At 74.2% G+C, this 22,142-nt stretch carries 20 protein-coding genes and 1 pseudogene; 9 read left to right on the forward strand and 12 right to left on the reverse strand.

What is annotated here, in order from left to right:
* Nucleotides 1-12: 12 nt before the first annotated feature.
* The 3 genes from AAEM63_RS01305 to AAEM63_RS01315 form a co-directional block, all read right to left on the reverse strand.
* Nucleotides 13-1,167: a phosphatase domain-containing protein gene (locus AAEM63_RS01305; protein ID WP_341359934.1), complete on the reverse strand. Its 1,155-nt coding sequence runs from the start codon at nucleotides 1,165-1,167 to the stop codon at nucleotides 13-15.
* An 89-nt stretch (nucleotides 1,168-1,256) separates the two neighbouring features.
* Nucleotides 1,257-1,493 (reverse strand): DUF6458 family protein, encoded by a 237-nt coding sequence (locus tag AAEM63_RS01310; protein ID WP_123916264.1) that lies wholly within the window; start codon nucleotides 1,491-1,493, stop codon nucleotides 1,257-1,259.
* 149 nt (nucleotides 1,494-1,642) lie between these two features.
* Nucleotides 1,643-2,365, reverse strand: a complete 723-nt coding sequence (locus tag AAEM63_RS01315; protein ID WP_341359935.1) for a TetR/AcrR family transcriptional regulator — start codon at nucleotides 2,363-2,365, stop codon at nucleotides 1,643-1,645.
* A 583-nt stretch (nucleotides 2,366-2,948) separates the two neighbouring features.
* Here AAEM63_RS01315 and AAEM63_RS01320 point away from each other — a divergent pair.
* Nucleotides 2,949-3,431 carry a hypothetical protein gene (locus tag AAEM63_RS01320; RefSeq protein ID WP_341359936.1) on the forward strand — a complete coding sequence of 161 codons (483 nt, stop codon included), beginning with the start codon at nucleotides 2,949-2,951 and terminating at the stop codon, nucleotides 3,429-3,431.
* Nucleotides 3,428-3,925 carry a DUF427 domain-containing protein gene (locus AAEM63_RS01325; protein ID WP_341359937.1) on the forward strand — a complete coding sequence of 166 codons (498 nt, stop codon included), beginning with the start codon at nucleotides 3,428-3,430 and terminating at the stop codon, nucleotides 3,923-3,925. The genes AAEM63_RS01320 and AAEM63_RS01325 overlap by 4 nt, the downstream gene beginning before the upstream one ends.
* Nucleotides 3,926-3,984: 59 nt before the next feature.
* Here AAEM63_RS01325 and AAEM63_RS01330 read toward each other — a convergent pair whose 3' ends face one another.
* The 3 genes from AAEM63_RS01330 to AAEM63_RS01340 are packed head-to-tail and all read right to left on the reverse strand — an operon-like array spanning nucleotide 3,985 to nucleotide 6,340.
* Nucleotides 3,985-4,731, reverse strand: a complete 747-nt coding sequence (locus AAEM63_RS01330; RefSeq protein ID WP_341359938.1) for an amino acid ABC transporter ATP-binding protein — start codon at nucleotides 4,729-4,731, stop codon at nucleotides 3,985-3,987.
* On the reverse strand, nucleotides 4,728-5,513 hold the full coding sequence (locus tag AAEM63_RS01335) for an amino acid ABC transporter permease (RefSeq protein ID WP_341359939.1): 786 nt from the start codon (nucleotides 5,511-5,513) through the stop codon (nucleotides 4,728-4,730). The genes AAEM63_RS01330 and AAEM63_RS01335 overlap by 4 nt, the downstream gene beginning before the upstream one ends.
* An 8-nt stretch (nucleotides 5,514-5,521) precedes the next feature.
* Nucleotides 5,522-6,340, reverse strand: coding sequence for a transporter substrate-binding domain-containing protein (locus AAEM63_RS01340; protein WP_341359940.1), 819 nt, complete (start codon nucleotides 6,338-6,340; stop codon nucleotides 5,522-5,524).
* A gap of 203 nt (nucleotides 6,341-6,543) precedes the next feature.
* Here AAEM63_RS01340 and AAEM63_RS01345 point away from each other — a divergent pair, with 203 nt between their 5' ends.
* Nucleotides 6,544-7,377 carry a sulfite exporter TauE/SafE family protein gene (locus AAEM63_RS01345; protein ID WP_341359941.1) on the forward strand — a complete coding sequence of 278 codons (834 nt, stop codon included), beginning with the start codon at nucleotides 6,544-6,546 and terminating at the stop codon, nucleotides 7,375-7,377.
* Between the two features lie 2 nt (nucleotides 7,378-7,379).
* Here the strand turns inward: AAEM63_RS01345 and AAEM63_RS01350 are convergent, their stop codons facing one another.
* From AAEM63_RS01350 to pgm, 3 genes are all read right to left on the reverse strand, one after another.
* Nucleotides 7,380-8,045 (reverse strand): HAD hydrolase-like protein, encoded by a 666-nt coding sequence (locus AAEM63_RS01350; protein WP_341359942.1) that lies wholly within the window; start codon nucleotides 8,043-8,045, stop codon nucleotides 7,380-7,382.
* Complete coding sequence (locus AAEM63_RS01355; protein WP_341359943.1) at nucleotides 8,045-9,280, reverse strand: MFS transporter; 1,236 nt, start codon at nucleotides 9,278-9,280, stop codon at nucleotides 8,045-8,047. The genes AAEM63_RS01350 and AAEM63_RS01355 overlap by 1 nt, the downstream gene beginning before the upstream one ends.
* 127 nt (nucleotides 9,281-9,407) lie before the next feature.
* Nucleotides 9,408-11,087, reverse strand: coding sequence for a phosphoglucomutase (alpha-D-glucose-1,6-bisphosphate-dependent) (gene pgm / locus AAEM63_RS01360; RefSeq protein WP_341359944.1), 1,680 nt, complete (start codon nucleotides 11,085-11,087; stop codon nucleotides 9,408-9,410).
* A 194-nt stretch (nucleotides 11,088-11,281) separates the two neighbouring features.
* On the opposite strand from pgm, the gene AAEM63_RS01365 reads away from it, so the two are divergent.
* The 3 genes and pseudogenes from AAEM63_RS01365 to AAEM63_RS01375 all read left to right on the forward strand — a co-directional run.
* Nucleotides 11,282-11,635, forward strand: coding sequence for a rhodanese-like domain-containing protein (locus AAEM63_RS01365; protein ID WP_123916303.1), 354 nt, complete (start codon nucleotides 11,282-11,284; stop codon nucleotides 11,633-11,635).
* A gap of 344 nt (nucleotides 11,636-11,979) precedes the next feature.
* A complete protein-coding gene (locus tag AAEM63_RS01370; RefSeq protein ID WP_341359945.1) occupies nucleotides 11,980-12,855 on the forward strand; it encodes a DUF5926 family protein in 876 nt (291 codons plus the stop codon).
* 149 nt (nucleotides 12,856-13,004) lie between these two features.
* A pseudogene (locus tag AAEM63_RS01375) lies at nucleotides 13,005-13,712 on the forward strand (glycosyltransferase); the annotation flags it as partial.
* 62 nt (nucleotides 13,713-13,774) lie between these two features.
* On the opposite strand, the gene AAEM63_RS01380 reads toward AAEM63_RS01375, so the two are convergent.
* On the reverse strand, nucleotides 13,775-16,372 hold the full coding sequence (locus AAEM63_RS01380; RefSeq protein ID WP_341359946.1) for a hypothetical protein: 2,598 nt from the start codon (nucleotides 16,370-16,372) through the stop codon (nucleotides 13,775-13,777).
* Nucleotides 16,373-16,431: 59 nt separating this feature from the next.
* Between AAEM63_RS01380 and pheA the strand changes: the two genes are divergently transcribed.
* Nucleotides 16,432-17,415 (forward strand): prephenate dehydratase, encoded by a 984-nt coding sequence (pheA, locus tag AAEM63_RS01385; protein WP_341359947.1) that lies wholly within the window; start codon nucleotides 16,432-16,434, stop codon nucleotides 17,413-17,415.
* Between the two features lie 226 nt (nucleotides 17,416-17,641).
* Here the strand turns inward: pheA and AAEM63_RS01390 are convergent, their stop codons facing one another.
* The gene (locus AAEM63_RS01390) at nucleotides 17,642-18,922 is read right to left on the reverse strand and encodes a diacylglycerol kinase family protein (RefSeq protein ID WP_341359948.1); all 1,281 of its coding nucleotides are present in this window, start codon (nucleotides 18,920-18,922) and stop codon (nucleotides 17,642-17,644) included.
* A 106-nt stretch (nucleotides 18,923-19,028) separates the two neighbouring features.
* Here AAEM63_RS01390 and serS point away from each other — a divergent pair, with 106 nt between their 5' ends.
* On the forward strand, nucleotides 19,029-20,297 hold the full coding sequence (gene serS / locus AAEM63_RS01395; protein WP_341359949.1) for a serine--tRNA ligase: 1,269 nt from the start codon (nucleotides 19,029-19,031) through the stop codon (nucleotides 20,295-20,297).
* The gene (locus tag AAEM63_RS01400) at nucleotides 20,294-21,202 is read left to right on the forward strand and encodes an HAD family hydrolase (protein WP_341359950.1); all 909 of its coding nucleotides are present in this window, start codon (nucleotides 20,294-20,296) and stop codon (nucleotides 21,200-21,202) included. The genes serS and AAEM63_RS01400 overlap by 4 nt, the downstream gene beginning before the upstream one ends.
* A gap of 70 nt (nucleotides 21,203-21,272) precedes the next feature.
* On the opposite strand, the gene AAEM63_RS01405 is transcribed toward AAEM63_RS01400, so the two are convergent.
* Complete coding sequence (locus tag AAEM63_RS01405) at nucleotides 21,273-22,052, reverse strand: MerR family transcriptional regulator (protein ID WP_341359951.1); 780 nt, start codon at nucleotides 22,050-22,052, stop codon at nucleotides 21,273-21,275.
* Nucleotides 22,053-22,142 lie beyond the last annotated feature (90 nt).

The raw sequence follows: 22,142 nt of genomic DNA on the forward strand, positions 1-22,142 counted from the left end.
CCCGTCAGCCGGTCAGCGCGCGGAGTGGCGCCCGGTCGCGCGCGCCGCCGCCTCCTCGGCCGCCTGGGCCTCCTCCGCCTCCTCGGCGAGGCGCTGCTCGCGCCGGGCGACGAGCACGTCGGGGAGGTTCTCGGCCAGGGCGTGCCCGTCCCGGCCCTTGACGGTCGGGACGCCGTGCTCGGCGTTGGCGTTGCGCAACGGGTTCGGCTCCTCGATGGGCTCGGCGGTGCCGTGGGAGAGGACCTGCTCGGCCGGGGTCAGCTCGCGGATCGCGATGGCGGCCACGTGGCGGGGGTGCTCGCGGGCGACCTCGTCGTAGACCATCGGGTCGTGCTGGCCGTCGTCGCCGACGAGCAGCCACCGGATGTCGGGGTAGGTGATCATGAGGTTCCGCAGCTGGGTGCGCTTGTGCTCCACGCCCGAGCGGAACAGGCCGGTCGGCGTCGGCCCCCAGTCCGTCATGAGCATCGGGCCCTCGGGGTAGCCGTGGGTCCGCATGAACCGTCGCAGGTTCGGCACGGTGTTCCACGCCCCGGTGGAGAGGTAGAAGACCGGCGCCGTGGGGTTGTCCTCCAGGACGGTGCGGTACAGCTCCGCCATCCCCGGCACGGGCTTGCGGGTGGTGGTGTGGCGCACGAAGGTGTTCCAGGCCGCGATGAACATGCGGGGGAGCATCGTGACCATGATCGTGTCGTCGATGTCGGAGACGATGCCGGCGCGGACCTCGGGGTCCACCACGAGCACCTTCGCGGTGACGGGCTCGGCGGCCCGCGCCTCGAGGACCACCTCGTGCCAGCCGGGGCCGAGCCCGTGGTCGCGGACCATGACGTCGATGTAGCCCCCGCGGTCCGTCGTCGTGCGGATCACCTGGCCGCCCGCCCGCACGACGACGGGAAGGAAGCCCGGCTGTGCGGTGAAGAACGAGCGCCAGCCGCGCTGGGCCTCGGCGGCGACGTTGATCGGCCCGACCGGCGCGATCTCCTCGCCCTCGTCACCGGCCTCGCCCGGGTCCGACATCACCACCCGGCCGAGCACGTGCAGGCTCTGGACGGAGCCGTAGCCCGTCAGGCCGATGGTGCGCGGGCGCCAGCCCTTGCTCCGGAGGTACCGGACGGAGCTCCGGTTGACGGCGTCGTCGATCGTGCCGGCGATGCGGGAGAGGCCCATGGCACCCCAACGTAGACGGACCGCGCCGCCCGGGCATGCCGAAGCGCGACGCGGTCCGTCCGGGCGGTGCTGCCCGCGGTCCGGAGCTGTCAGACCGGGTCGTTGGGGCCTCGCACGCGGCGGTCGTCGTGCCGCTCGACGTACTCGGTGTGCCGGGTGTTGGTGCGCTGCTGGTGCATGATCAGCGACGCGATCAGCCAGATCACACCGGCGACCATGAGGATGTAGCCCACCATCGTCAGGTCCACGCCGGAGATCATGTCCGCGATCGCGAAGGACAGGATCGCGCCGAGCGCGATGAGGAAGATGCTGCCTCCGATGCCCATGCGTCGTTCCTTTCGTCTGGACCCGACGGCGCGGGTCGTCCGGACCCGACGGCGCGGGTCGATACCCCCAGTGTTGCCCTCCCGGCCGGTCCCCGCACCCGGAGCGCTCCCTCGGTGACGACGCCCCCCACCCGGAGCGACCTGCACGCTTACAGCCCTGGCACCCCCGCGGCGCGCCCCGCCGTCCGGGCGAGGTGGTCCAGGTGCGACTCCCGCGCGTCGACGACGCGGTGGTAGTGGCCGAAGAGCTCGAAGCTCACGGCACCGAGGAGCACCGTCCAGGCGTCGACGACCGCGACGACGGCGCGCGGGTCGAGCCCCGCGAGCGGGTCGGCGTCCGGCATCGTCGCGGCGATCTCGGCCACCCTGGCCGCGGCGTCCGCCGCCAGGTCCGGCGGCAGGTCGGGTCCGTCCGCGGGCACCAGGCCGGGGCCGAGGGCGGCGTCGACGACGACGCCGGCCAGCAGCAGGGCCACCCGCCCGGCCGGCACGGCGGTGTCGGCCGGGGCGACGTAGCCCGGCACCGGCGAGCCGTAGATGAGCGCGTACTCGTGCGGGTGCGCCAGCGCCCAGCCGCGCACCGCGCGGAAGACCGCCAGCCACCGGCCCGCGAGGTCCTCGCGCACACACCCGGCCTCGGCGGCCTCGGCCGCGGCGCCGAGCCCCTCGTAGGCGTCGATGATGAGCGCGGTGAGGAGAGCGTCGCGGCTGGGGAAGTACCGGTAGACGGCGGACGGGGCCATCCCGAGCTCGCGGGTGACGGCCCGGACCGACAGCGACGACGCCCCGGTCTCGGCGAGCTGGCGGCGTGCGACGTCCGTGATCTCACGGGTGAGCTCGGCGCGGACGCGCTCGCGGGCGGTGGTCGGCACCGGTCCATCCTGCCACGGTCTTGTGAGCGGTGACCACTTCTGTGAACAGTGCTCTTGACGTGCGTCCGCTCCTAGAGCACAGTGTTCTCCAACAAGAACAGTGTTCTCACTCACGGAGGTCCTGCCATGCCGCTCCACGTCGTCGTCGGGGCCGGGCCCGTCGGCTCCACCCTCGCCGTCCTGCTGGCGGAGGAGGGGAACGAGGTCCGGCTCGTCACCCGTTCCGGGAGGGGGCCCGAGCGTCACGGGATCACCCGGGTGGCGGCCGACGCCGCCGTCCCCGGGGTCCTCGCCCGGGAGGCCGCCGGGGCCGTCGCGATCCACAACTGCGCGAACCCGCCGAGCTACGAGCACTGGGCGGCGCAGTGGCCCCCGCTGGCGGCCGCCCTCCTGGCCGCGGCGGAGGAGTCGGGCGCGGTGCTGGTGACCATGTCCAACCTCTACGGCTACGGCCCGGTGACCGGACCGATGACTCCCGACCTGCCGCTCGCCGCCACGGGGGAGAAGGGCAGGCTGCGGGCCGGGATGTGGCGCGACGCGCTCGCCGCGCACGAGGCCGGACGGGTCCGCGCGGTGGAGGTCCGTGCCGCGGACTACGTCGGTCCCGGCGTCGGGCCGGCCAACGGCCTCCTCGCCCGCTACGCCCGGTCGGTCCTCGCGGGCCACCTGGGTCTTCGGGGACCCCGACGCCCCGCACAGCTTCACCGACGTGCGCGACGTCGCCCGAACCCTCGCCGCGGTCGCCACGGACGAGCGGGCCTGGGGCCGGGCGTGGCACGCGCCCACGAACCCGGCGGTCCCGGTGCGGACCCTGCTGGAGGACGTCGCCCGGCGCGCCGGCGTCCGCGCACCCCGGATCCGCCGGGTCCCGCGCGCGGCCCTGCGCCCGGCCTACCCGTTCGTCCCGGTGCTGCGCGAGCTCGACGAGGTGCTGCACCAGTTCGAGCGTCCGTTCGTCCTCGACTCCTCCGCCACGACCGCGAGCCTCGGGCTGACGCCCACCCCGTGGGAGGACGTCGTCGCCGACAGCGTCGGGTCCTGGCGTGCTGCGATGCTGGTGCCATGACCGCGACGCGCCGCATCCCGCCCGGCCCCGGCGAGGAGTCCGTCTGGGACTACCCCCGCCCACCGCGCGTGGAGGCGACGTCCGCCCTGGTCGAGGTCGTCCTCGGCGGGGAGGTGCTCGCCCGGACCACCTCGGCGCTGCGGGTGCTCGAGACCAGCCACCCGCCCACGTACTACCTCCCCGTTGCCGACTTCGCCGCCGGCGCCCTCGTCCCCGCGGAGGGCTCCTCGGTGTGCGAGTGGAAGGGACGGGCGGCGTACCTCGACGTCCGGGGCGGCGGGCGGGTCGCGGCGCGCGCCGCATGGCACTACCCCGACCCGACGCCGGCGTTCGCGGTGCTGCGCGAGCACGTCGCGCTCTACCCCGGTGCCATGGACGAGTGCCGCGTCGACGGCGAGGTCGTCCGCCCGCAGCCGGGCGGCTTCTACGGCGGCTGGATCACCTCGGGCGTCGTCGGCCCGTTCAAGGGTGAGCCCGGCACCTGGGGCTGGTGAGCCGCTCCCGTCCGGGGCGCGCTTTCGGCGCGGCGGGAGGGCCCCGGACGGCGGCCCGGCTACAGGACCTTGGACAGGAACGCCTGGGTGCGCTCGTGGCGGGGGTTGGCCAGGACCTCGGTGGGGTCGCCCTCCTCGACGATCGCGCCGTCGTCCATGAAGATCAGGCGGCTGCCCACCTCGCGGGCGAACCCCATCTCGTGCGTGACGACCATCATCGTCATGCCCTCGCGGGCCAGGCCGCGCATGACCTCGAGGACCTCGCCGACCAGCTCCGGGTCGAGCGCGGAGGTGGGCTCGTCGAAGAGCATCATGTCGGGGTTCATCGACAGCGACCGGGCGATGGCGACCCGCTGCTGCTGCCCGCCCGACAGGTGGGCGGGGTGGGTGTCGGCGCGGTCGGCCAGGCCCACCCGCTCGAGCATCTCCCGGGCGACGCGGTCGGCCTCGGCCCTGCTGCGGCGCAGGACCTTCTCCTGGGCGATGGTGAGGTTGCGCAGGACGGTCATGTGGGGGAAGAGGTTGAACTGCTGGAAGACCATCCCGATCCGGGTGCGGACCTCGTCGACGTCGACCTCGGGATCGAGCAGGTCGACCCCCTCGATGCGGATGGACCCGCTGGTGGGCTCCTCGAGGAGGTTGACCGTGCGCAGCAGGGTGGACTTCCCGGACCCGGACGGTCCGACGACGCACACCACCTCACCGGTCTCGATCGTGAGGTCGATGCCCTTGAGGACCTCGTGGTCGCCGAAGCTCTTGTGCAGGTCCCGGATCTCGATCGCCGGGACGTCGGTGGTCGGGCTCATCGGGTCTTCGCCAGCTTCCTCTCGAGCACCGCGACCAGCCGGGTGAGCGGGATCGTGATGAGCAGGTAGAGCATCGCGGCCATCACCAGGGTGGTGCCGTTGGAGTTCACCGAGAGGCCGTCGCGTGCGAAGGTCGTCAGCTCCTTGGTGAAGACGGTCGAGCCGGCGATGAACAGCAGGGACGTGTCCTTGAGCAGGAGCACGAACTCGTTGGTCATCGGCGGGATGATGATCCGGAAGCCCTGGGGCAGGATCACCGAGAGCATCGTCCGGGCGGGCGACATGCCGAGGGACCGTGCGGCCTCGGCCTGGCCCTTCGGCACCGCCTCGATGCCCGCGCGGATCACCTCGGCCATGTACGCCGACGCCACGAGGATCAGGCCCACGAGGCCGGCGCCGACCTGGCCCCCCGGGACCTGCACGCCGAGCGCGATGGGGATGACGTACGCCATCGCGAAGATCGTCAGCAGGGCGGGCAGGCCGCGGAACAGCTCGATGTACGCCGTCGCGAACCAGCGGTAGGGCGGGACGGAGGAGAGCTTCATCAGCGCCATGACGACGCCGAGCACCACCCCGCCGAGGAACGAGACCACCGTGAAGACGATGGTGTTCTTCAGCGCGATGGTGATGATCTGGGGGAACTGCTCCCGGGCGATGTCCAGGCGCAGGAACTGGTTCTGCACGCGCGCCCAGTCGGTGGCGAGCACGACCGCCACGACGACGGCGAGGAACACCACGTACATCGCGCCGCGGGTGAGGCGGCGCCGGGTCGTCCTGCGCATGGCCACGGCTACGACGCGTCGGTGGCGAAGTAGGAGTCGTAGATCTCCTGGTAGGTGCCGTCCTCGCGGAGGCCGGCGAGGGACTCGTTGATCGCGTCGAGGAGCTCGGGGTTGCCGTCCTTGCTCAGCGCGAAGCCGTAGCTCTCGTCGGTGGCGTACTCCTCGACGATGACGAAGCCCTCGTCGGCCTGGGTGTGGACGACGTTGACGGGGAGGTCCTGGAGGATCGCGTCGATCTGGCCGGCCTGCAGCGCGGGCCACAGCTCGCCGTCGGAGGGGTACTCGACGATCTCGGTGCCCTCGGGGGCGTTCTCCTCGGTGTAGCTCTTCCCGGTGGTGCCCTGCTGGACGCCCACGGTCTTGCCCTCGAGGTCCTCGATCGACTCGATGCCCGAGTCCGCGGGGACGAGGAGGGACTGCAGGGAGTCGTAGTACGGCTCGGCGAAGTCGAGGTTCGCCTGCCGCTCCTCGGTGATCGTGATGGCCGAGGCGCCGAGGTCGCACTGCCCGGCGGCGAGGACCGTGCCGGACTGCAGGGCGTCGAAGCTGACGTCCTCGACGGCGAGCTCGAGGCCGAGGTCGTCGGCGACGGCCTGGAGGAGGTCGATGTCGAAGCCGCTGTAGCCGCTGGGGGCAGACGTGTCCTCGACCTCGAAGGGCGGGTAGGGCACGTCGGAGCAGGCGGTGAGGGTGCCGTCCGAGACGAGGTCGAAGCCGCCGGCCTCACCCTCCGCGGCGGGCGTGTCCGCCTCGCCGCCGCCGCAGGCGGCGAGGAGGGTCGCGGCGGCGAGCACGGTGAGACCGGTACGGAGCTGACGTGCGGACATGTGGGGGGTACCTCCCGGTCGGTCCAACGGGGCTGGCGCCCATGGAACCACGCTGGTGTTGCTCGGACGTTTCGGCGTGACCGTCCCGCGCGGGGGCCGCGACGCGCAGCGCATACTACGTGCCGCGCCGGGACCCCGCGCGGGCGCTCGGAATGTGGGCGGAAGGAGCGCGCGTCGTGGACGCGCGAGGGCGATGACATCCTTTGCCGGTGCTCACCCTCTCCGCCGGCGCCTCGACCGTCCTGGCCGTCGGCGCCCTGCTCGTCGGGCTCGCCAAGACCGCGGTGCCCGGTGCCGGGACCATCTCCGTGGCGCTCTTCGCCGCGGTGCTTCCGGCGAAGGCCTCCACCGGCGCGCTGCTGGTCCTGCTCATGGTCGGTGACCTCTTCGCGCTGTACGCCTACCGCGCGCACGCCGACCTCGCGGCCCTGCGCCGGCTCGTCCCGACGGTGCTGCTCGGTGTCGTCGCCGGGACCGCGTTCCTCCACCTCGCCGGCGACGGCGTGGTGCGGCGGGTCATCGGCGTCATCCTCCTGCTCCTGCTCGCGGTGACGCTGTGGCGCCGTGCGCGGGAGGGCCGGCCCGGCGGCGCCGCCCGGACCGACGGTGCGGGCCGGACGGGTACCGACGGCGAGCCGCGGGCGGCGGACGAGACCGGTCCGGCACGGCGGGCCGGGCGTGCGGCGCGCGGTCTGCGGTCCGGCGTCTACGGGGTGCTCGCCGGCTTCACGACGATGGTCGCGAACGCCGGTGGTCCGGTGATGTCGATGTACTTCCTCGCCTCACGGTTCCCCATGCGGACCTTCCTGGGCACCGCCGCGTGGTTCTTCTTCGCGGTCAACCTCGCCAAGACGCCCTTCTCGGTCTCCCTGGGTCTCATCACGGGCGAGTCGCTGGTCCTCGACGCCCTGCTCGCCCCGGCGGTCGTGGTCGGCGCGCTGCTGGGCCGGAGACTCGTGCGGCACATGAACCAGACCCTGTTCGACCGGCTGGTCGTCCTCCTCACCGCCGGCTCGGCGATGTACCTCCTGGTGTGAGCTCAGACGCCGAGGAGCCGGGCGAGCTCGTCGGCGTCCGCGGCGACGGCGCGGGCGCCGTCGGCCTCCTCGGGCCGGCCGTAGCCCCAGCGCACGAGGATCGTCCCGACGCCGTGGTGGGCGGCGCCGTCGACGTCGTGGTGACGGTCGCCGACCATGACGACGCCGGACAGGTCGGCCCCGGCGAGGCGCAGCCCGGCGAGCGCCTCGGCCACGACGTCCGCCTTGGAGCTGACCCGCTCGTCCGGCGAGGCGCCCTCGATGACGGTGAAGTACCCGTCGAGCCCCACCCCGGCGAGGATCTCGCGGGCGAGGAGCCGGACCTTGGACGTCGCCAGGGCGAGCGGGACGTTCGAGGCGTGGAGCCGGGCCAGGAGGTCCTCGATGCCGGGGTAGACGCTCGCCTCGAGCATTCGCGCGGCGTAGCGGCCCCGGTAGTCGTCCACGAGGGGCGTCGTCTCCTCCTCCGGCAGCCCGGTGAGCACGTGGAACGTCTCGCGGATCGGGGGCCCGACGAACCGCACGAGGGTCGCGGGCTCGTGGTGGCCGTACCCGTTGGCGTCCAGGGTCTCGGCGAGCGATCGGGTGATGACGGGGGCGGAGTCGGTGATGGTGCCGTCCAGGTCGAGGATGACGGCGGTGGGGGCGTCGGTGCGGTCGGTGGCCATCAGGGGCCCTCCTCGGGTTCGGTGTCGGTGGGCAGGTGGGCCTCGTCGCCGCGGTCGCGGGCCCGCAGCGCGGGCACGGCCGCGACGCCGGCGAGGACCGCGACGGCGCCGCTGCCGGCGACGACGACGAACCCGCCGTGCGAGCCGGCCGCGTCGATGACCGCGCCGGCGGAGGAGGCGCCCAGGGAGACGCCCACGTTGATCGCGGTGCTCAGCCAGGTCAGCCCCTCGGTGAGGCGCCGGCGCGGGACGATGTGCTGGACCATCGTGTTGCCGTTGATGATTGTGGGGGAGATCGCGAAGCCGGTCACGAACATGACCGCCGCCATGACGACGACGTTCGTCACCACGAGGAACAGCGCCGCGCCGGCGGCCAGGACGACGACGCCGCTGACGAAGCGGCGCCAGGCCGGTCCGGTCCACACCCGCGCCCCGTACAGCAGGCCGGCGAACATGGAGCCGGCGGCGAAGATCCCCAGCATGATGCCGGCGGCGCCAGGCCGGCCGCGCTCGGCGGTGAAGGCGACCACCGTGACGTCGGTGGCGCCGAAGATGCCGCCGACGAAGACGAACACGACGACGAGGCCCACCATCGCGGTGGAGCGCATGACGCTCGGGCCGTGCGTGGACGTCGCCGGGGCCGGCAGGGGTTCGGTGGAGCGCTGGCCGAGGAACGCCAGGCCGCCGAGGACCAGCAGCACCAGCGCCGTCGCCACTCCCGCCCACGGCGTCACCCCGGTCGCCAGCGCGGTCGCGGTGACCGGGCCGAGGACGAACGTCAGCTCGTCGAGGGCGGACTCGAGCGAGTACGCGCGGTGGAGCTCCTTGGGGGTACGCACCACCTGCGTCCAGCGGGCCCGGACGAGGGCGCCCATCGAGCCGGCGGTCGCCCCGGCGACCGCGGCGGAGACGAACAGCGTCCACGACGGCGCCCCGAGGGCCGCGGCGAGGACGAGGGCGAGCAGCCCGGTCGCGCTGACGGCCAGGGCCGGGAGCATGATCCGCGCCTGGCCGTGGCGGTCCACGAGCCGGGCGAGCTGCGGGGCGGCGATCGCCACGGCGACGACGAACGTGGCCGAGACCGAGCCTGCGAGGCCGTAGGAGCCGCCGAGCCCCGAGATCATCAGGACGATGCTGATCCCGACCATCGCCACGGGGAAGCGGGCGAGCAGACCGGCCGATGAGAAGGCCAGCGCCCCGGGGAGGGCGAGGATCTGCTGATAGGGGCCGGCCACTGCCTGATTCTCCCACCCCGGTGCGGGCGCACCGCTGCCGGGGCCGGTGAGATCGGACACCGGCCCCAGGTGTGTCAGGCCCGGGGACCCGTGGGGTGGGGGCCGGCGGCGACCGCCGCGGCCGGGGTCAGCCGCCGAGGGCGGCGTCGACGACCTTCTTCGCCTCCTCCTGCACGAGGGCGAGGTGCTCGGGGCCGCGGAAGGACTCGGCGTAGATCTTGTAGACGTCCTCGGTCCCGGAGGGCCGGGCCGCGAACCAGGCGTTCTCGGTGGTCACCTTGAGCCCGCCGATGGCGGCACCGTTGCCCGGCGCGGCCACGAGACGGTCGGTGATCGGCTCGCCCGCGAGCTCGGTGGCGGCGACGTCGGCCGGCTGGAGCCTGCCGAGCTTGGCCTTCTGCTCCTTGGTGGCGGCGGCGTCGATCCGGGCGTACGAGCTGGCGCCGTACTTCTCGACGAGCTCGGCGTGCAGCTCGCTGGGGCTGCGGCCGGTGACCGCGATGATCTCCGCGGCGAGCAGCGCGAGGAGGATGCCGTCCTTGTCGGTGGTCCACACGGTGCCGTCCGTGCGCAGGAACGATGCGCCGGCCGACTCCTCGCCGCCGAAGCCGACCGAGCCGTCGATGAGGCCGGGCACGAAGTACTTGAAGCCGACCGGCACCTCGATGAGGCGGCGGCCGAGCCCGCCGGCGACCCGGTCGATGAGGGCGGAGGAGACCAGGGTCTTGCCGATCGCGGCGCCGGCGGGCCAGTCGGGCCGGTGGGAGAAGAGGTACTCGATGGCGACGGCGAGGTAGTGGTTGGGGTTCATGAGCCCGCCGTCGGGCGTGACGATGCCGTGCCGGTCGGAGTCGGCGTCGTTGCCCGTGGCGACGTCGTACGGCGCGGGTCCGCCGTCGGCGCGCATCTTCTCCCGCAGGGACGCCATCGCGTACGGCGAGGAGCAGTCCATGCGGATCTTGCCGTCCCAGTCCAGGGTCATGAACGACCACCGGGGGTCGACGCGGGGGTTGACCACGGTGAGGTCGAGCCCGTGCCGCTCCCCGACGGCGGCCCAGTACTCCACCGACGCCCCGCCGAGCGGGTCGGCGCCGATGCGGACCCCGGCCTTGCGGATGGCCTCGACGTCGATGACGTTGACGAGGTCGTCGACGTAGGCGGTGAGGTAGTCGTGGCGCGAGACGTGCTCCGAGGCGAGGGCCCGCTCGAAGGGCATCCGCTCGACCTGCTCCCAGCCGGTGCGCAGGATCTCGTTCGCCCGGGCGGCGATGACGGACGTGGCGTCGGAGTCGGCGGGGCCACCGTGCGGGGGGTTGTACTTGAAGCCGCCGTCGCGCGGGGGGTTGTGCGACGGCGTGACGACGATCCCGTCCGCCCGGCCCGGTCCCTCGGTGCGCACCCCGCCGCTCGTGCCGGCGCCGTTGGCCCGCAGGATCGCGTGGGAGACCGCCGGTGTGGGGGTGTAGGAGTCCCGGGCGTCGACGCTGGTGTGGACGCCCGCCGCGGCGAGGACCTCCAGGGCCGTGCGCCACGCCGGCTCGGAGAGGGCGTGGGTGTCCCGGCCGATGAACAGCGGACCGTCGATGCCCTGGGCCCGCCGGTACTCGACGATGGCCGCCGTCGTCGCGACGATGTGGGCCTCGTTGAAGGCGGAGTCCAGGCTCGAGCCCCGGTGGCCGGAGGTCCCGAACGCCACCTGCTGGGTGGGGTCGGCGACGTCGGGCACCCGGTCGTAGTAGGCGGAGACGACCTCGTCGACGTCGATGAGGTCCTCGGGCAGGGCGGGGGTTCCGGCGCGCTCGTGCATGGTGGTGATCCTGCCACCGCGGGTCCGTCCTGGCAGCCCCTCGGCGGACGGTCGTGACCGGGGAGCCCGGCTCCGCGGACGTGGTGGGGAGCCCGGCTCCGCGGACGCGGCGGGGCGGCTCGGGCGTTGCGGATGCGCCGGGGCGGCTCGGGCGTTGCGGATGCGCCGGGGCGGTGGGTTCGTAGGCTGGTGGCATGGCTCTTCCCGACGTCCCCGGCGAGGCGGTGCGCGCCAGCGACCTCGATCCCGGGCAACCCGTCCCCGAGGGGTACGTGCTCCTCGACGTCCGCGAGCGTGAGGAGTGGGACGCCGGGCACGCCCCGGGCGCGGTCCACATCCCCATGGGTGAGCTCCCGACGCGCCTCGACGACATCCCCGAGGGGGACCTGCTCGTCGTCTGCCGCACCGGCGGACGCTCGGGCCGGTCCGTCGCCTGGCTCAACCAGGCCGGCTTCGACGCCTACAACGTCGACGGCGGGATGAAGGAGTGGGAGCAGGCCGGGCTGCCGGTCGTCAGCGAGAAGGGCGCGCCGCCTCAGGTGCTGTGACGGGCGGCGTCGACAGATCCCCCGTCGACTGATCACCTTGTCGCCCAACGATCCCTCGGTCGCCGAGTGATCCCCGCACACCGCTCTCACTCGGCAACCAAGGGATCGTTCGCGGTGCGGAGCGGCTTCGGCCGGCAACCAAGGGATCGTTCGCGGTGCGGAGCGGCTTCGGCCGGCAACCAAGGGATCGTTCGCGGTGCGGAGCGGCTTCGGCCGGCAACCAAGGGATCGTTCGCGGTGCGGAGCGGTCAACGTTCAGCAGCACCGGAGGTGCGGTGCGGCCAACCACGCGTTGGTCGACCGCGCGGCGGCGCCGGGTCCGGTGACCTCTACGCTTGGGCGCCATGGGTAAGAAGAGCCGCAAGCAGCGCCAGTCCGTGGAGTCCGCACCGAAGGTGAGGCGGGCGGAGGTCCCCTACGTCGAGCGGCCGTTCGAGGGCATCCCCGCCGAACCGGACCTCGTCGCCATGCGCGAGGTCATCCCCGCCGCGACGATGCCGGTGCGCACCACCGAGGCGTACGGCGCCCGCGAGGTCCTGCTCGTCACCCTCCTGCCGGACATGCTCCCGGCGCTGCACCGCGAGGACGGCACGGTGCTGGTCGCGCTGCAGACCCGCATGCACACCGGCGACGCCTCCCGCGACGTCGCCGCGGCCCTGCTCGACGCCCTCGAGCTCGAGCCCGGAACCCCGCTGACGACGGCGGAGCTGCCCGAGCCGGGTCCGCGGCTGCAGGACGTCCTCGTCCTCGACGCCCCGTTCGAGATCGCCGTCCACGACACCTTCGACTACTGGCTCACGGAGGAGGCCAAGCAGGAGGAGGGGGTCGGTCACGCCCTCGAGCACGCCAACGAGGAGATCGTGCCGACCGCGAAGGTCGACGGCGTCGACCACGCCTACTGGGTGCGCATGGGCCGCGAGTTCGTCCGCTGGGCGCGGCCGGAGGACCAGGAGCAGGTTCTCGACGCCCTCGCCCGCCTGCACGCCGCCCGCGCCTCGGCCATCGCCGACGGAGCGAAGTTCGTCGGCGCGTTCCGGTCGTGCGGGCTCCTCATCCCCGTCTGGGAGCTCGCGCCCGGCACGGAGGCCGACGAGCTTCCCGGCCCGATGGCGGCCTTCGGGGCGACCTTCGACAAGGCCCTCGCGTCCACGGAGCCGCTCACCGCCGAGGAGCGGCGCGCCCGCGCCGGCATCGTGTCCAGGCAGGTCGCCCTGCGGTAGCCGGTTCCCCGCGAGCTCGGGCCACCGCCCGGCTCCAGCCCGGAGGAGACCGGGCAGCGAGAGGTGCGTCACGCCGGGCGTCATGAGGTGGTCAAGGGCGCGCATGGACGAGATGCGCCATTGGTGCAGTTCGTGGATAGGCTTGCCGGGTGAGGCAGGCAGCCAGGTCGCAGCGTGTTGCGGTCATCATCCCCGCCAAGGACGAGGTGGACCGCATCGCCGCGACCGTGCGCGCCGCCCGCGCGATCCCGCACGTCGACCTGGTTCTCGTCGTCGACGACGGCTCGGAGGACGACACCCAGCACGCGGCCCGAGCCGCCGGTGCCGTCGTCGTGCGCCACTCCGTCAACCGGGGCAAGGCCTCGGCGATGGAGACGGGCGCGTCGGTCGCCGCCATGCGCGACGTCGAGGACGCCCCGCCGCGCCTGCTGCTCTTCATCGACGCGGACCTCGGCGACACCGCGGTGGCCACCGCCCCGCTGGTCCCCCCTGTCCTCGCCGGCCTGGCGGACTGCACCATCGCGGTACTGCCGCCCCAGGCCGGTGCGGGCGGGCACGGCATCGTCACCGGCCTGGCACGCCGCGCCATCGCCCGCGCGACCGGCTGGACCCCCGCGCAGCCGCTCTCCGGCCAGCGCTGCATGACGCGTGAGGCGTTCGAGGCGGCCAGCCCGCTCTCCCGCGGTTGGGGGGTGGAGACCGGCATGACGATCGACCTGCTCGTCGCCGGGCTCACCCTGCAGGAGGTGCCGTGCGACCTGCGCCACCGTGCCTCGAGCAACGACCTCGCCGGGCAGCTGCACCGCGGCGCCCAGTACCGCGACGTCGCGCTGGCGGTCAACGCCCGACGGCTGCGCGGCGTCCGGGTGCCCACCTCTCGCCGGGGCGACAACCCGGCGCGCCAACGACCCGGCCGGCCCTACCGGGCCTGGGCCCCGCCCGAGGACGTCTCGGCCGCACGGGACTCCGGTGTGGCGCCCTCCGCGGGCTCGGCACGCGTCGCCGGGGCACCCGGGTCCGCCCGTCCCCCCGGTTCACCTGGCTCGGCAGGTTCACCTGGTTCGGCAGGTTCGGCAGGCGCCGGCGCGGACCGGCGCGGACCGGCCGACTCCGGCGAGGCCTGAACCAGCCACCCGGCGAGCACGGACACCAGGAGCGGCACGGCGAGGGAGATCCCGATCGCGGGAATGACGATCCCGGAGTCGTTGACGGCGAACCCGATGGCGAACGTCGTCGCCAGCGCGGTCAGTCCCGGGACGAGCATGACGACGGCGCGGTCGATCCGGGCCGGCGGCGTTGTGCCCACGAGCCAGTCGTAGGGCCCGCCGCCGGTGCCGCGTCGCGCCGACCTCAGCGGGCGGCTCAGCAGCAGGACGACCAGGACGATGCCGCCGATCGCCAGGAACGTCAGGGTGGAGCCGAAGAGGTTGGCGAGGTTCTGCCCGGCCTTGCGGGCCACGACCGACCACAGCCCGCCGTCGAGGACGGTCTCGACGAAGCGGCCCAGGTGGGAGCGCTCGCTCGGGGGGCGCAGCCAGTCGACCACGGAGAAGCTCACCGCGACCAGCGCCGTCACGGCGAGCACGGCCAGCACCCGGCGCACGGTCAGGCGCACCCCGAGCGCGAGGAGGGCCAGGACGAGGAAACCGGGCACGAGGGCGGGCGGCCCGCCGAAGTCGGCGCCGATCGAGGGCAGGCCGTCCAGCGCCGTCGCCGTGGCCCCGATGACCGCGACCGCCGCCGCCGCGAGGCGACGCCGGCCGGTGCGCACGAGCGGCTCGGCGACGCACATCGCCACGAGGATCGTCGCGGCGGCGAAGAGGGAGAACGAGGAGTTGTTGAACCCGTAGAACCGCCCGCCCACCTGCGGCTGGATCCCCATGAGGGCCGAGACCTGCAGCCGGGCGCCGGTGAGGGCGTCGACGGCGAGGACGAGGGCGGTGAGCCCGGCGACGACGGCGACCGGGCCGAGCAGCTGCCGGCGCCACGGCCCGGCGAGGGCGACGACGGCGACGACGACCGCCAGCGCCGCGGTGGTCCCGTACAGGACCGCGCCGGGGCTGTCCGCCCGCCACCACGGGAGGAGGTTGGCGAGGTAGGAGGCCACCGGCACCGCCCCGACGACGACGGCGGCGGCGCGCAGGGCCCGCAGGGCCGTGGCCGGGCGGCGTGAGCGCAGCGCCCCGGCGAGCCGGTCACCGGTGCGGCGGCGGTCGAGCCAGTCGGCGGCACGGTCGAGGACCCGGCGGTTGAGACCGAGGGTGACGACCCCGTAGAGCAGGAGGTTCCCCAGGACGAGGGCGGAGTAGAACGGCCCGACGAGCGGACGGATCGCGACGGCGTGCCGACCGACGTCGACGAGGTGCGCGACCCGCTCGGGGCCGGTGCGCCCGTCGGGTGCGGCGCTGACCGGGGCGCCCGCCAGGCCTGCCGGGGCCTCGATGCCCAGGGCGGCCAGCACGGTCGGGGTGAGGTCGGTGGACTGGACCATCCCCGGCTGGCGGGTCGAGCGGGTGTCGAGGAGGGAGCCGCCCTCGGTGGCGGTCACGGTGGCCGGTCCCACGGTGACGAGGAGCTGCATGAGCGGCGCGGTGCCGGAGTCGGCGAGGGACGCCACGACGACGGTGGCGTCGGGCGCCTGCTGCCGGACGGCGTCGAGGACCGCGCCGACGCGGGCGTCGACGCGGGCCACCTGCGCGCTGCGCTCCGGGGCCGTGAGGAGCCAGGCCTCACTGGTGGTCGGCTCCTGCGTCTGGGAGGGGTCGGGCTCCTCGGTGGGGTCGTCGCTGCGCCCGGCCAGGCCCTCCGGCACGTCGACGAGGGGGCGGTTGCGGTCCCGGACGGAACCGACGTCGACGACGGCGAGGGCGTGCCCGGGCAGCGCCTGCGCCACCTGCTCGCCGAGGCGGTCGGCGGACGTGGAGGCGTAGGTGTGGTCCGCCGCGACGGTGCCGTCGGAGCCGGCCAGGGCGATGGCGGCGCCGGGCCCGACGGCGACGGCCGGCACCTCCTCGGCGGCGAGGAGGTCGCCGAGCAGGCCCGGCTCGGCGTCGTAGGAGGCGGCGCCGGCGGCGTCGACGTAGTCCGACCAGCCGCGCACCTGCCCGTCCGAGGTCGGCTCGCGCAGGAGGCGGCAGGTGCCGAAGGTGTCGGTGGGCAGGTCCGCCGCCCGGCGTCCCGCGGACAGGGCGAGCCACCCGTCGGCCGGGCAGGCGCTCGAGCGCACCGACCGCACGACCATGGTGGCCGCGCCGCCGGACCCGGCGAGCTCCCAGAGGTTCGGGGTGGCGAGGGCGCCGAGGTCCTCCCAGCGCAGGCCCGACGTGCCGATCACGACGAGGGGGGCGTCGACGTCGGCGACGGCGGCACGCACGGTGACGTCACCGCCGGCGGGGCGCTGATCGGCAGCCGCGGCGCTGACGAGCGGCAGGAGGAACGGCAGGATCAACACCAGCGCGACGACCGCCGCGATGACGACGGCCACCCGCCGGTTGCGCATCCTCCTCCTGCTGCCCACGCAGGAAGCGTACGTGCCGCCGATAGGCTCCCACCCGACGACCGTTCCTGGGAGGACACATGCAGCAGGACGTGCCCCGCGCCCGCTACGCCTACCTCGGCCCCGAGGGCACCTTCACCGAGGAGGCCCTGCGACAGGTGACGACCGAGGCGGAGTCGGACCTGCTGCCCTGCACCGACGTCGTCACCGCGCTGGACATGGTCCGCCGCGACGAGGCCGACTACGCCGTCGTCCCCATCGAGAACTCCGTCGAGGGCGGGGTCAACGCCACGCTGGACACCCTCGCCGCGGGCGAGCCGCTCGTCATCGTCGGCGAGATGCTCGTGCCCGTGACCTTCACCCTGGCCGCCCGGCCCGGGATGACGCTCGACACGGTCCGCCGCGTCGGCACCCACCCCCACGCGTGGGCGCAGTGCCGCGGGTGGGCCGCCCGGCACCTGCCCGGCGCGATCCACGTCCCGGCGACCTCGACCGCGGCCGCGGCAGCGCTCCTCGCGGGCGGGGAGACGGCGTTCGACGCGTCCCTCTCCTCGGCGCTGTCGGTGGAGAAGTACGGGCTGCAGGTCCTCGCCGCGGGCGTCGCGGACAACCCCCACGCCGTGACCCGGTTCGTCGTCGCGGCCCGGCCCGGGCTGCTGCCCGAGCCCACCGGGGCGGACAAGACGACCCTCATGGTCCACCTGCCCGACAACGAGGCCGGGGCGCTGCTCAACATGCTCGAGCAGTTCGCGACGCGTGGGGTCAACCTCTCCCGCATCGAGTCGCGACCGATCGGCGACTCCCTCGGCCGGTACTCCTTCTCCATCGACGCCGAGGGGCACGTCGCGGAGGAGCGGGTCCAGGCGACCCTCATCGGCCTGCACCGGGTGTGCCCCACCGTGCGGTTCCTCGGGTCCTACCCGCGCGCGGACGGTCAGGGCGCCCACCTGCGTCCCGGCACCCACGACGCCGACTTCCGGGCCGCCCGGGAGTGGGTGGCCGGCCTCCTCGAGCACGGCGGGATCGGCGCCGACGGACGCCCGGCTGCGGCGCCGGGGGACTGAGCTCCGGCGGGGGACTGAGCCCGCGCCGGCAGTGAGCCTGCGGGGCAGCGAGCCCACCGGGACGGCAGGACGCCACCGATCCCTTGGTCGCCGAGTGAGAGCGGTGTGCAGGGATCGTTCGGCTACCAAGGGATCGTTCGGCGACGGAGGGATCGTTCGGCGACGCAGGGATCGTTCGGCGACGGAGGGATCGTTCGGCTCGGCAGGGCTCTGCAGGCGCCGGCGGTCAGCCCCGGTGGGCGGCCGTGCGGACCACCAGGCCGCCCTGCTCGACCCGGGCGTGAACGACCGTGGCGTAGCCGATGAGGTCGCCGTCGACCTGCACGTGCTCGGGCTCCTCCGTGCGCACCACGACGCTGCGCGCGCGGCGGAACTCGATGAAGCCGGTGGAGTAGGGCATGACGTCCTTGCGCACGCCCAGCCCCTGGAGGGTGACCTTGCGCAGGAGGTCGGCCCACCCGATGATGCCGCCCTTGGTGTCGATGGCCGCGATGTCCAGCCAGCCGTCGTCGAGCTGGGCGTCGGGGAAGAGGACGACCCCGCCGGGCAGCCGGCCCACGTTGGCGAAGAGGATGGTCCGGGCGGTGAACGGGTCGCCCTGGCCGGACTCGCCGAGCTCGGCCGTGGCGTGGATCTTGCGGCCGGTGAGGTGCTTGACCCCGGCGAAGAAGTACGCGATCCAGCCGAGCTTGGCCTTGAGCTCGTCGTCGGCGCCGGCGACCATCGCCGCGTCGAACCCGAGCCCGCCGATGACGAGGAAGACGTGCTCCTTGTCGGGTTCCTCGGTGGGGATCTGACCGCTCTCGGCCGCCTTCTCCTCGAGCTCGCCGGTGTCCTCGGGAAGGGCGCTGTCGAGGTAGCGACCCTCGGCCGCCTCGCCGCTCTCGGTCTTCTCGGCCGACCGGGCGGTCGAGGCGTCGTCGCGGCCGCGGACCTTGCGCTCGTCGGCGTCAGAGAGGGGCTCGGTGCGCAGCCAGCCGAGGTCCATGGGGCGGTCCCGCCCGGTCAGGGCGGTGGAGACGAGCTCGCGCTCGCTCCCCAGCGGCAGGTCGAGGTTGCGGGCCAGGAGGTTGCCGGTGCCCAGGGGGATGAGGCCCATCGGCACCCCCGTGCCCGCGAGGGCCTCGGCGACGGCGCGCACGGTGCCGTCCCCGCCGGCGGAGATGACGACGGAGGCGCCCCGCTCCACCGCCTCGTGCGCCTGGCCCAGGCCCGGGTCCTCGACCGTCGTCTCGAACCACATGGGCTCGGGCAGGCCGGCGTCGGTCGCCGTCTGGGTGACCAGGCGACGCAGCGCCTCACCGTCGGCGGACTTCGAGGGGTTGAAGACGACGGCGGGCGGACCCACCGGGGGCGCGCCCTCGTCGTCCCGGTCGGGGCGCTCCTCGCCCTCGGCGGAGAACGACGGCGTGCGCCGGCGCACGGCCCGCCACGCCAGGGCCGCGAGGACCACGCCGACGACGGCAAGTACCAGCGCGACCAGCGCGACCCACTGTTCCCAACCCATGGCGCAAACGTAACGGCGCCCGCCCAGGTCGGCGCGGCGATCCGGGGTGCCCCGCACCACACACCGGGCGGCGGGCACGCCGACCGTGCCCATTAGGCTCGGAGCCATGATCGACCTTCGAGCACTGCGCGAGGACCCCGAGCGGGTCCGGGCCAGCCAGCGCGCCCGCGGCGAGGACCCCGGCCTCGTCGACACCCTCCTGGCCGCGGACGAGCGCCGGCGGGAGACGCTCGCCCGGTTCGAGTCCCTGCGCGCGGAGCAGAAGCAGGTCTCCAGGGGTGTCGGCAAGGCCTCCCCGGAGGAGCGTCCCGCCGTCCTCGCCCACGCGAAGGAGCTGGCCGAGCAGGTCAAGGCCGCCGAGGCGGCGGCGGGGGAGGCCGGCGCCGAGGTCGACGCGCTGCTCTACCGCATCCCCAACGTCGTCCTCGACGGCGTCCCCGTCGGCGGGGAGGACGACTACGTCGTCCTCCGGCACGTCGGCACCCCCCGCGACTTCGCGGCCGAGGGCTTCGAGCCCAGGGACCACCTCGACCTCGGCGAGGGCCTGCGCGCCATCGACACCAAGCGCGGCACGAAGGTCGCCGGGGCCCGCTTCTACTACCTCACCGGCATCGGCGCCCGCCTGGAGCTGGCGCTGCTCAACGCCGCCGTCGACCAGGCGGTCGCGAACGGGTTCACGCCGATGATCACGCCCACGCTCGTCACCCCGCAGACGATGTCCGGCACCGGGTTCCTCGGCTCGCACGCGGACGAGGTCTACCACCTGCCCGGCGACGACCTCTACCTCACCGGCACCTCCGAGGTGGCCCTGGCGGGCTACCACGGCGACGAGATCCTCGACCTCTCCGACGGGCCGCTGCGCTACGCCGGCTGGTCCACCTGCTACCGGCGCGAGGCCGGCTCCTACGGCAAGGACACCCGCGGGATCATCCGGGTCCACCAGTTCAACAAGGTCGAGATGTTCTCCTACGTCCCGGTCGAGGAGGCCGAGGCCGAGCACGCCCGCCTCCTGGCCTGGGAGGAGGAGATGCTCGCCAAGGTCGAGCTGCCCTACCGGGTCATCGACACCGCCGCCGGGGACCTGGGCACCTCCGCCGCGCGCAAGCTCGACTGCGAGGCGTGGCTCCCGACCCAGTCGCGGTACATGGAGGTCACCTCGACCTCGAACTGCACCACCTTCCAGGCCCGCCGGCTGGGCACCCGGGAGCGGGCGGAGTCCGGCACGCGGCCGGTCGCCACCCTCAACGGCACGCTCGCCACCACCCGCTGGCTCGTGGCGATCCTGGAGAACCACCAGCAGGCCGACGGCTCGGTGCGGGTGCCGCAGGGGCTGCGGCCCTACCTCGGCGGGCTGGAGGTCGTCGAGCCCGTATGAGCGGTCAGCTGAGCGGCACCGACGACGCCCCCGGTACGGCCGCCCCCCTGGCCGAGCGGGCCGCCCGCTGGCGCCGGCGGCTCCCCGCCGGGCTGCCGGCGGCCGGGCCGGACCTCCTCGTCGCGCTCGACATCGACGGCACGCTGCTCACCCACGACGGCGAGCTCGCCGAGGAGGTGGCCGCCGCCGTCGCCGACCTCGACGCCAGCGGCGCCCGGGTGGTCCTCTCCACCGGCCGGTCGCTCCAGGCCGTCACCCCGGTCGCGGCGCAGCTCGGCCTGACGTCCGGGTGGGCCGTGTGCTCGAACGGGGCGGTCGTCATCCGGCTCGACCCCGACCTCGAGGACGGCCACGAGATCACCGACGTCGTCACGTTCGACCCCGGCCCCACGCTGCGGCTGCTGCGCGAGGAGCTGCCCGACGGGCTCTTCGCCGTCGAGGACCTCGGCCGCGGCTTCAAGGTCACCGCGCCGTTCCCCATGGGCGAGCTGACCGGGGACGTCGAGGTCGTCGACTTCGAGGAGCTGCTCCACGCCCCCGCCACCCGCGTGACCCTGCGGGCGCCGCACCTGGCCTCCGCCGACTTCCACGCCCTGGTCCAGCGGGTGGGCCTGCACGGGGTCAGCTACGCCGTCGGCTGGACGGCGTGGCTGGACATCTCCCCGGACGGGGTGTCCAAGGCCAGCGCGCTGGAGACACTGCGGGGGCGTCTCGACGTCGCTGACGGCGCCACGGTCGCCGTGGGGGACGGCTCGAACGACCTGGAGATGCTCGGCTGGGCCGCGCACGGGGTCGCCATGGGCAACGCCAGGCCCGACGTCGTCGCCGCGGCGGACGCGGTGACCGACGCGGTGGGCGACCACGGCGCCGCCGTCGTGCTGCGCGCCCTGCTCGCCGCGCGCTGACCCTGCTCGCCGCGCGCTGACCGGGCCCCGGCGGACCGGGGCACCCGAGCGGGACCGTCGCCGCGCGCCCCTACCGCTCCGCGCGGTCGGCGTTGGCGTGGATGGCGTCACGGACGTACGCCGCCAGGCCGGGCCGGATGTCCTCGTACGTCCTGGTGAAGCGTGGGTCCGCCACGTACATGTCGCCGAGGCTGCGGTGGAACGCCGGGGTCAGGTCGTAGAACCGCTCGGCGATCTGGCGCCGGGCGGCCTCCGCGGCGTCCATCGCGGCGACGGACGTGGGCGGCTCGCCGGCGTCGAGGGCGGCGACGAACGCGGCGTTCACGGCGTCGGTCTCGGCCTTGACGGCGGCCCAGTCCGCCTTGGTGTACCGCGCGGTGCGCTCCTGCGACTGCTTCCAGGCCTCGGTGGCGCCCCACCGGTCCTGCGCCTCCGCGGCGTGGCTCTCGTCGAACGCGTCCCCGAAGAGCTCGCGCTGCTCGTCCCTGGTCAGGTCCATCCCGGTCCTCTCCTTCTCGATCGCTCGGTCGATGGCGACGACGAGGCCGCGCAGCTCCTCGAGCCGGTCGGCCACGGCGGCCCGCTGCCGCCGCAGGTGCTCCCCGACGTCGGTGCCGCCGTCGAGCAGCTGCTGGATCTGCTCCAGCGCGAAGCCCAGGCGCCGGTAGACCACCACGTGCTGGAGCCGGGTGAGGTCCGCCGCGGTGTAGAGGCGGTACCCGGCAGCGGTGCGCCCACCGGGACGCACCAGCCCGATCTCGTCGTAGTGGTGCAGCGTGCGCACCGTGACGCCGTGGAGCTCGGCCACCTGGCCGACCGTCCACGTCCCGGAACCCGTTCTCGTCGTCACGACCACCACTGTGGCGCCTCACGTCGCGTGAGGGTCAAGCCCCGTGGGCACGTCCGGCGGTCCGGCGACGAGAAGGGGGTCGGTGACGGC

It is taken from the genome of Georgenia sp. M64, assembly GCF_038049925.1.
Taxonomy (GTDB): Bacteria; Actinomycetota; Actinomycetes; order Actinomycetales; family Actinomycetaceae; genus Georgenia.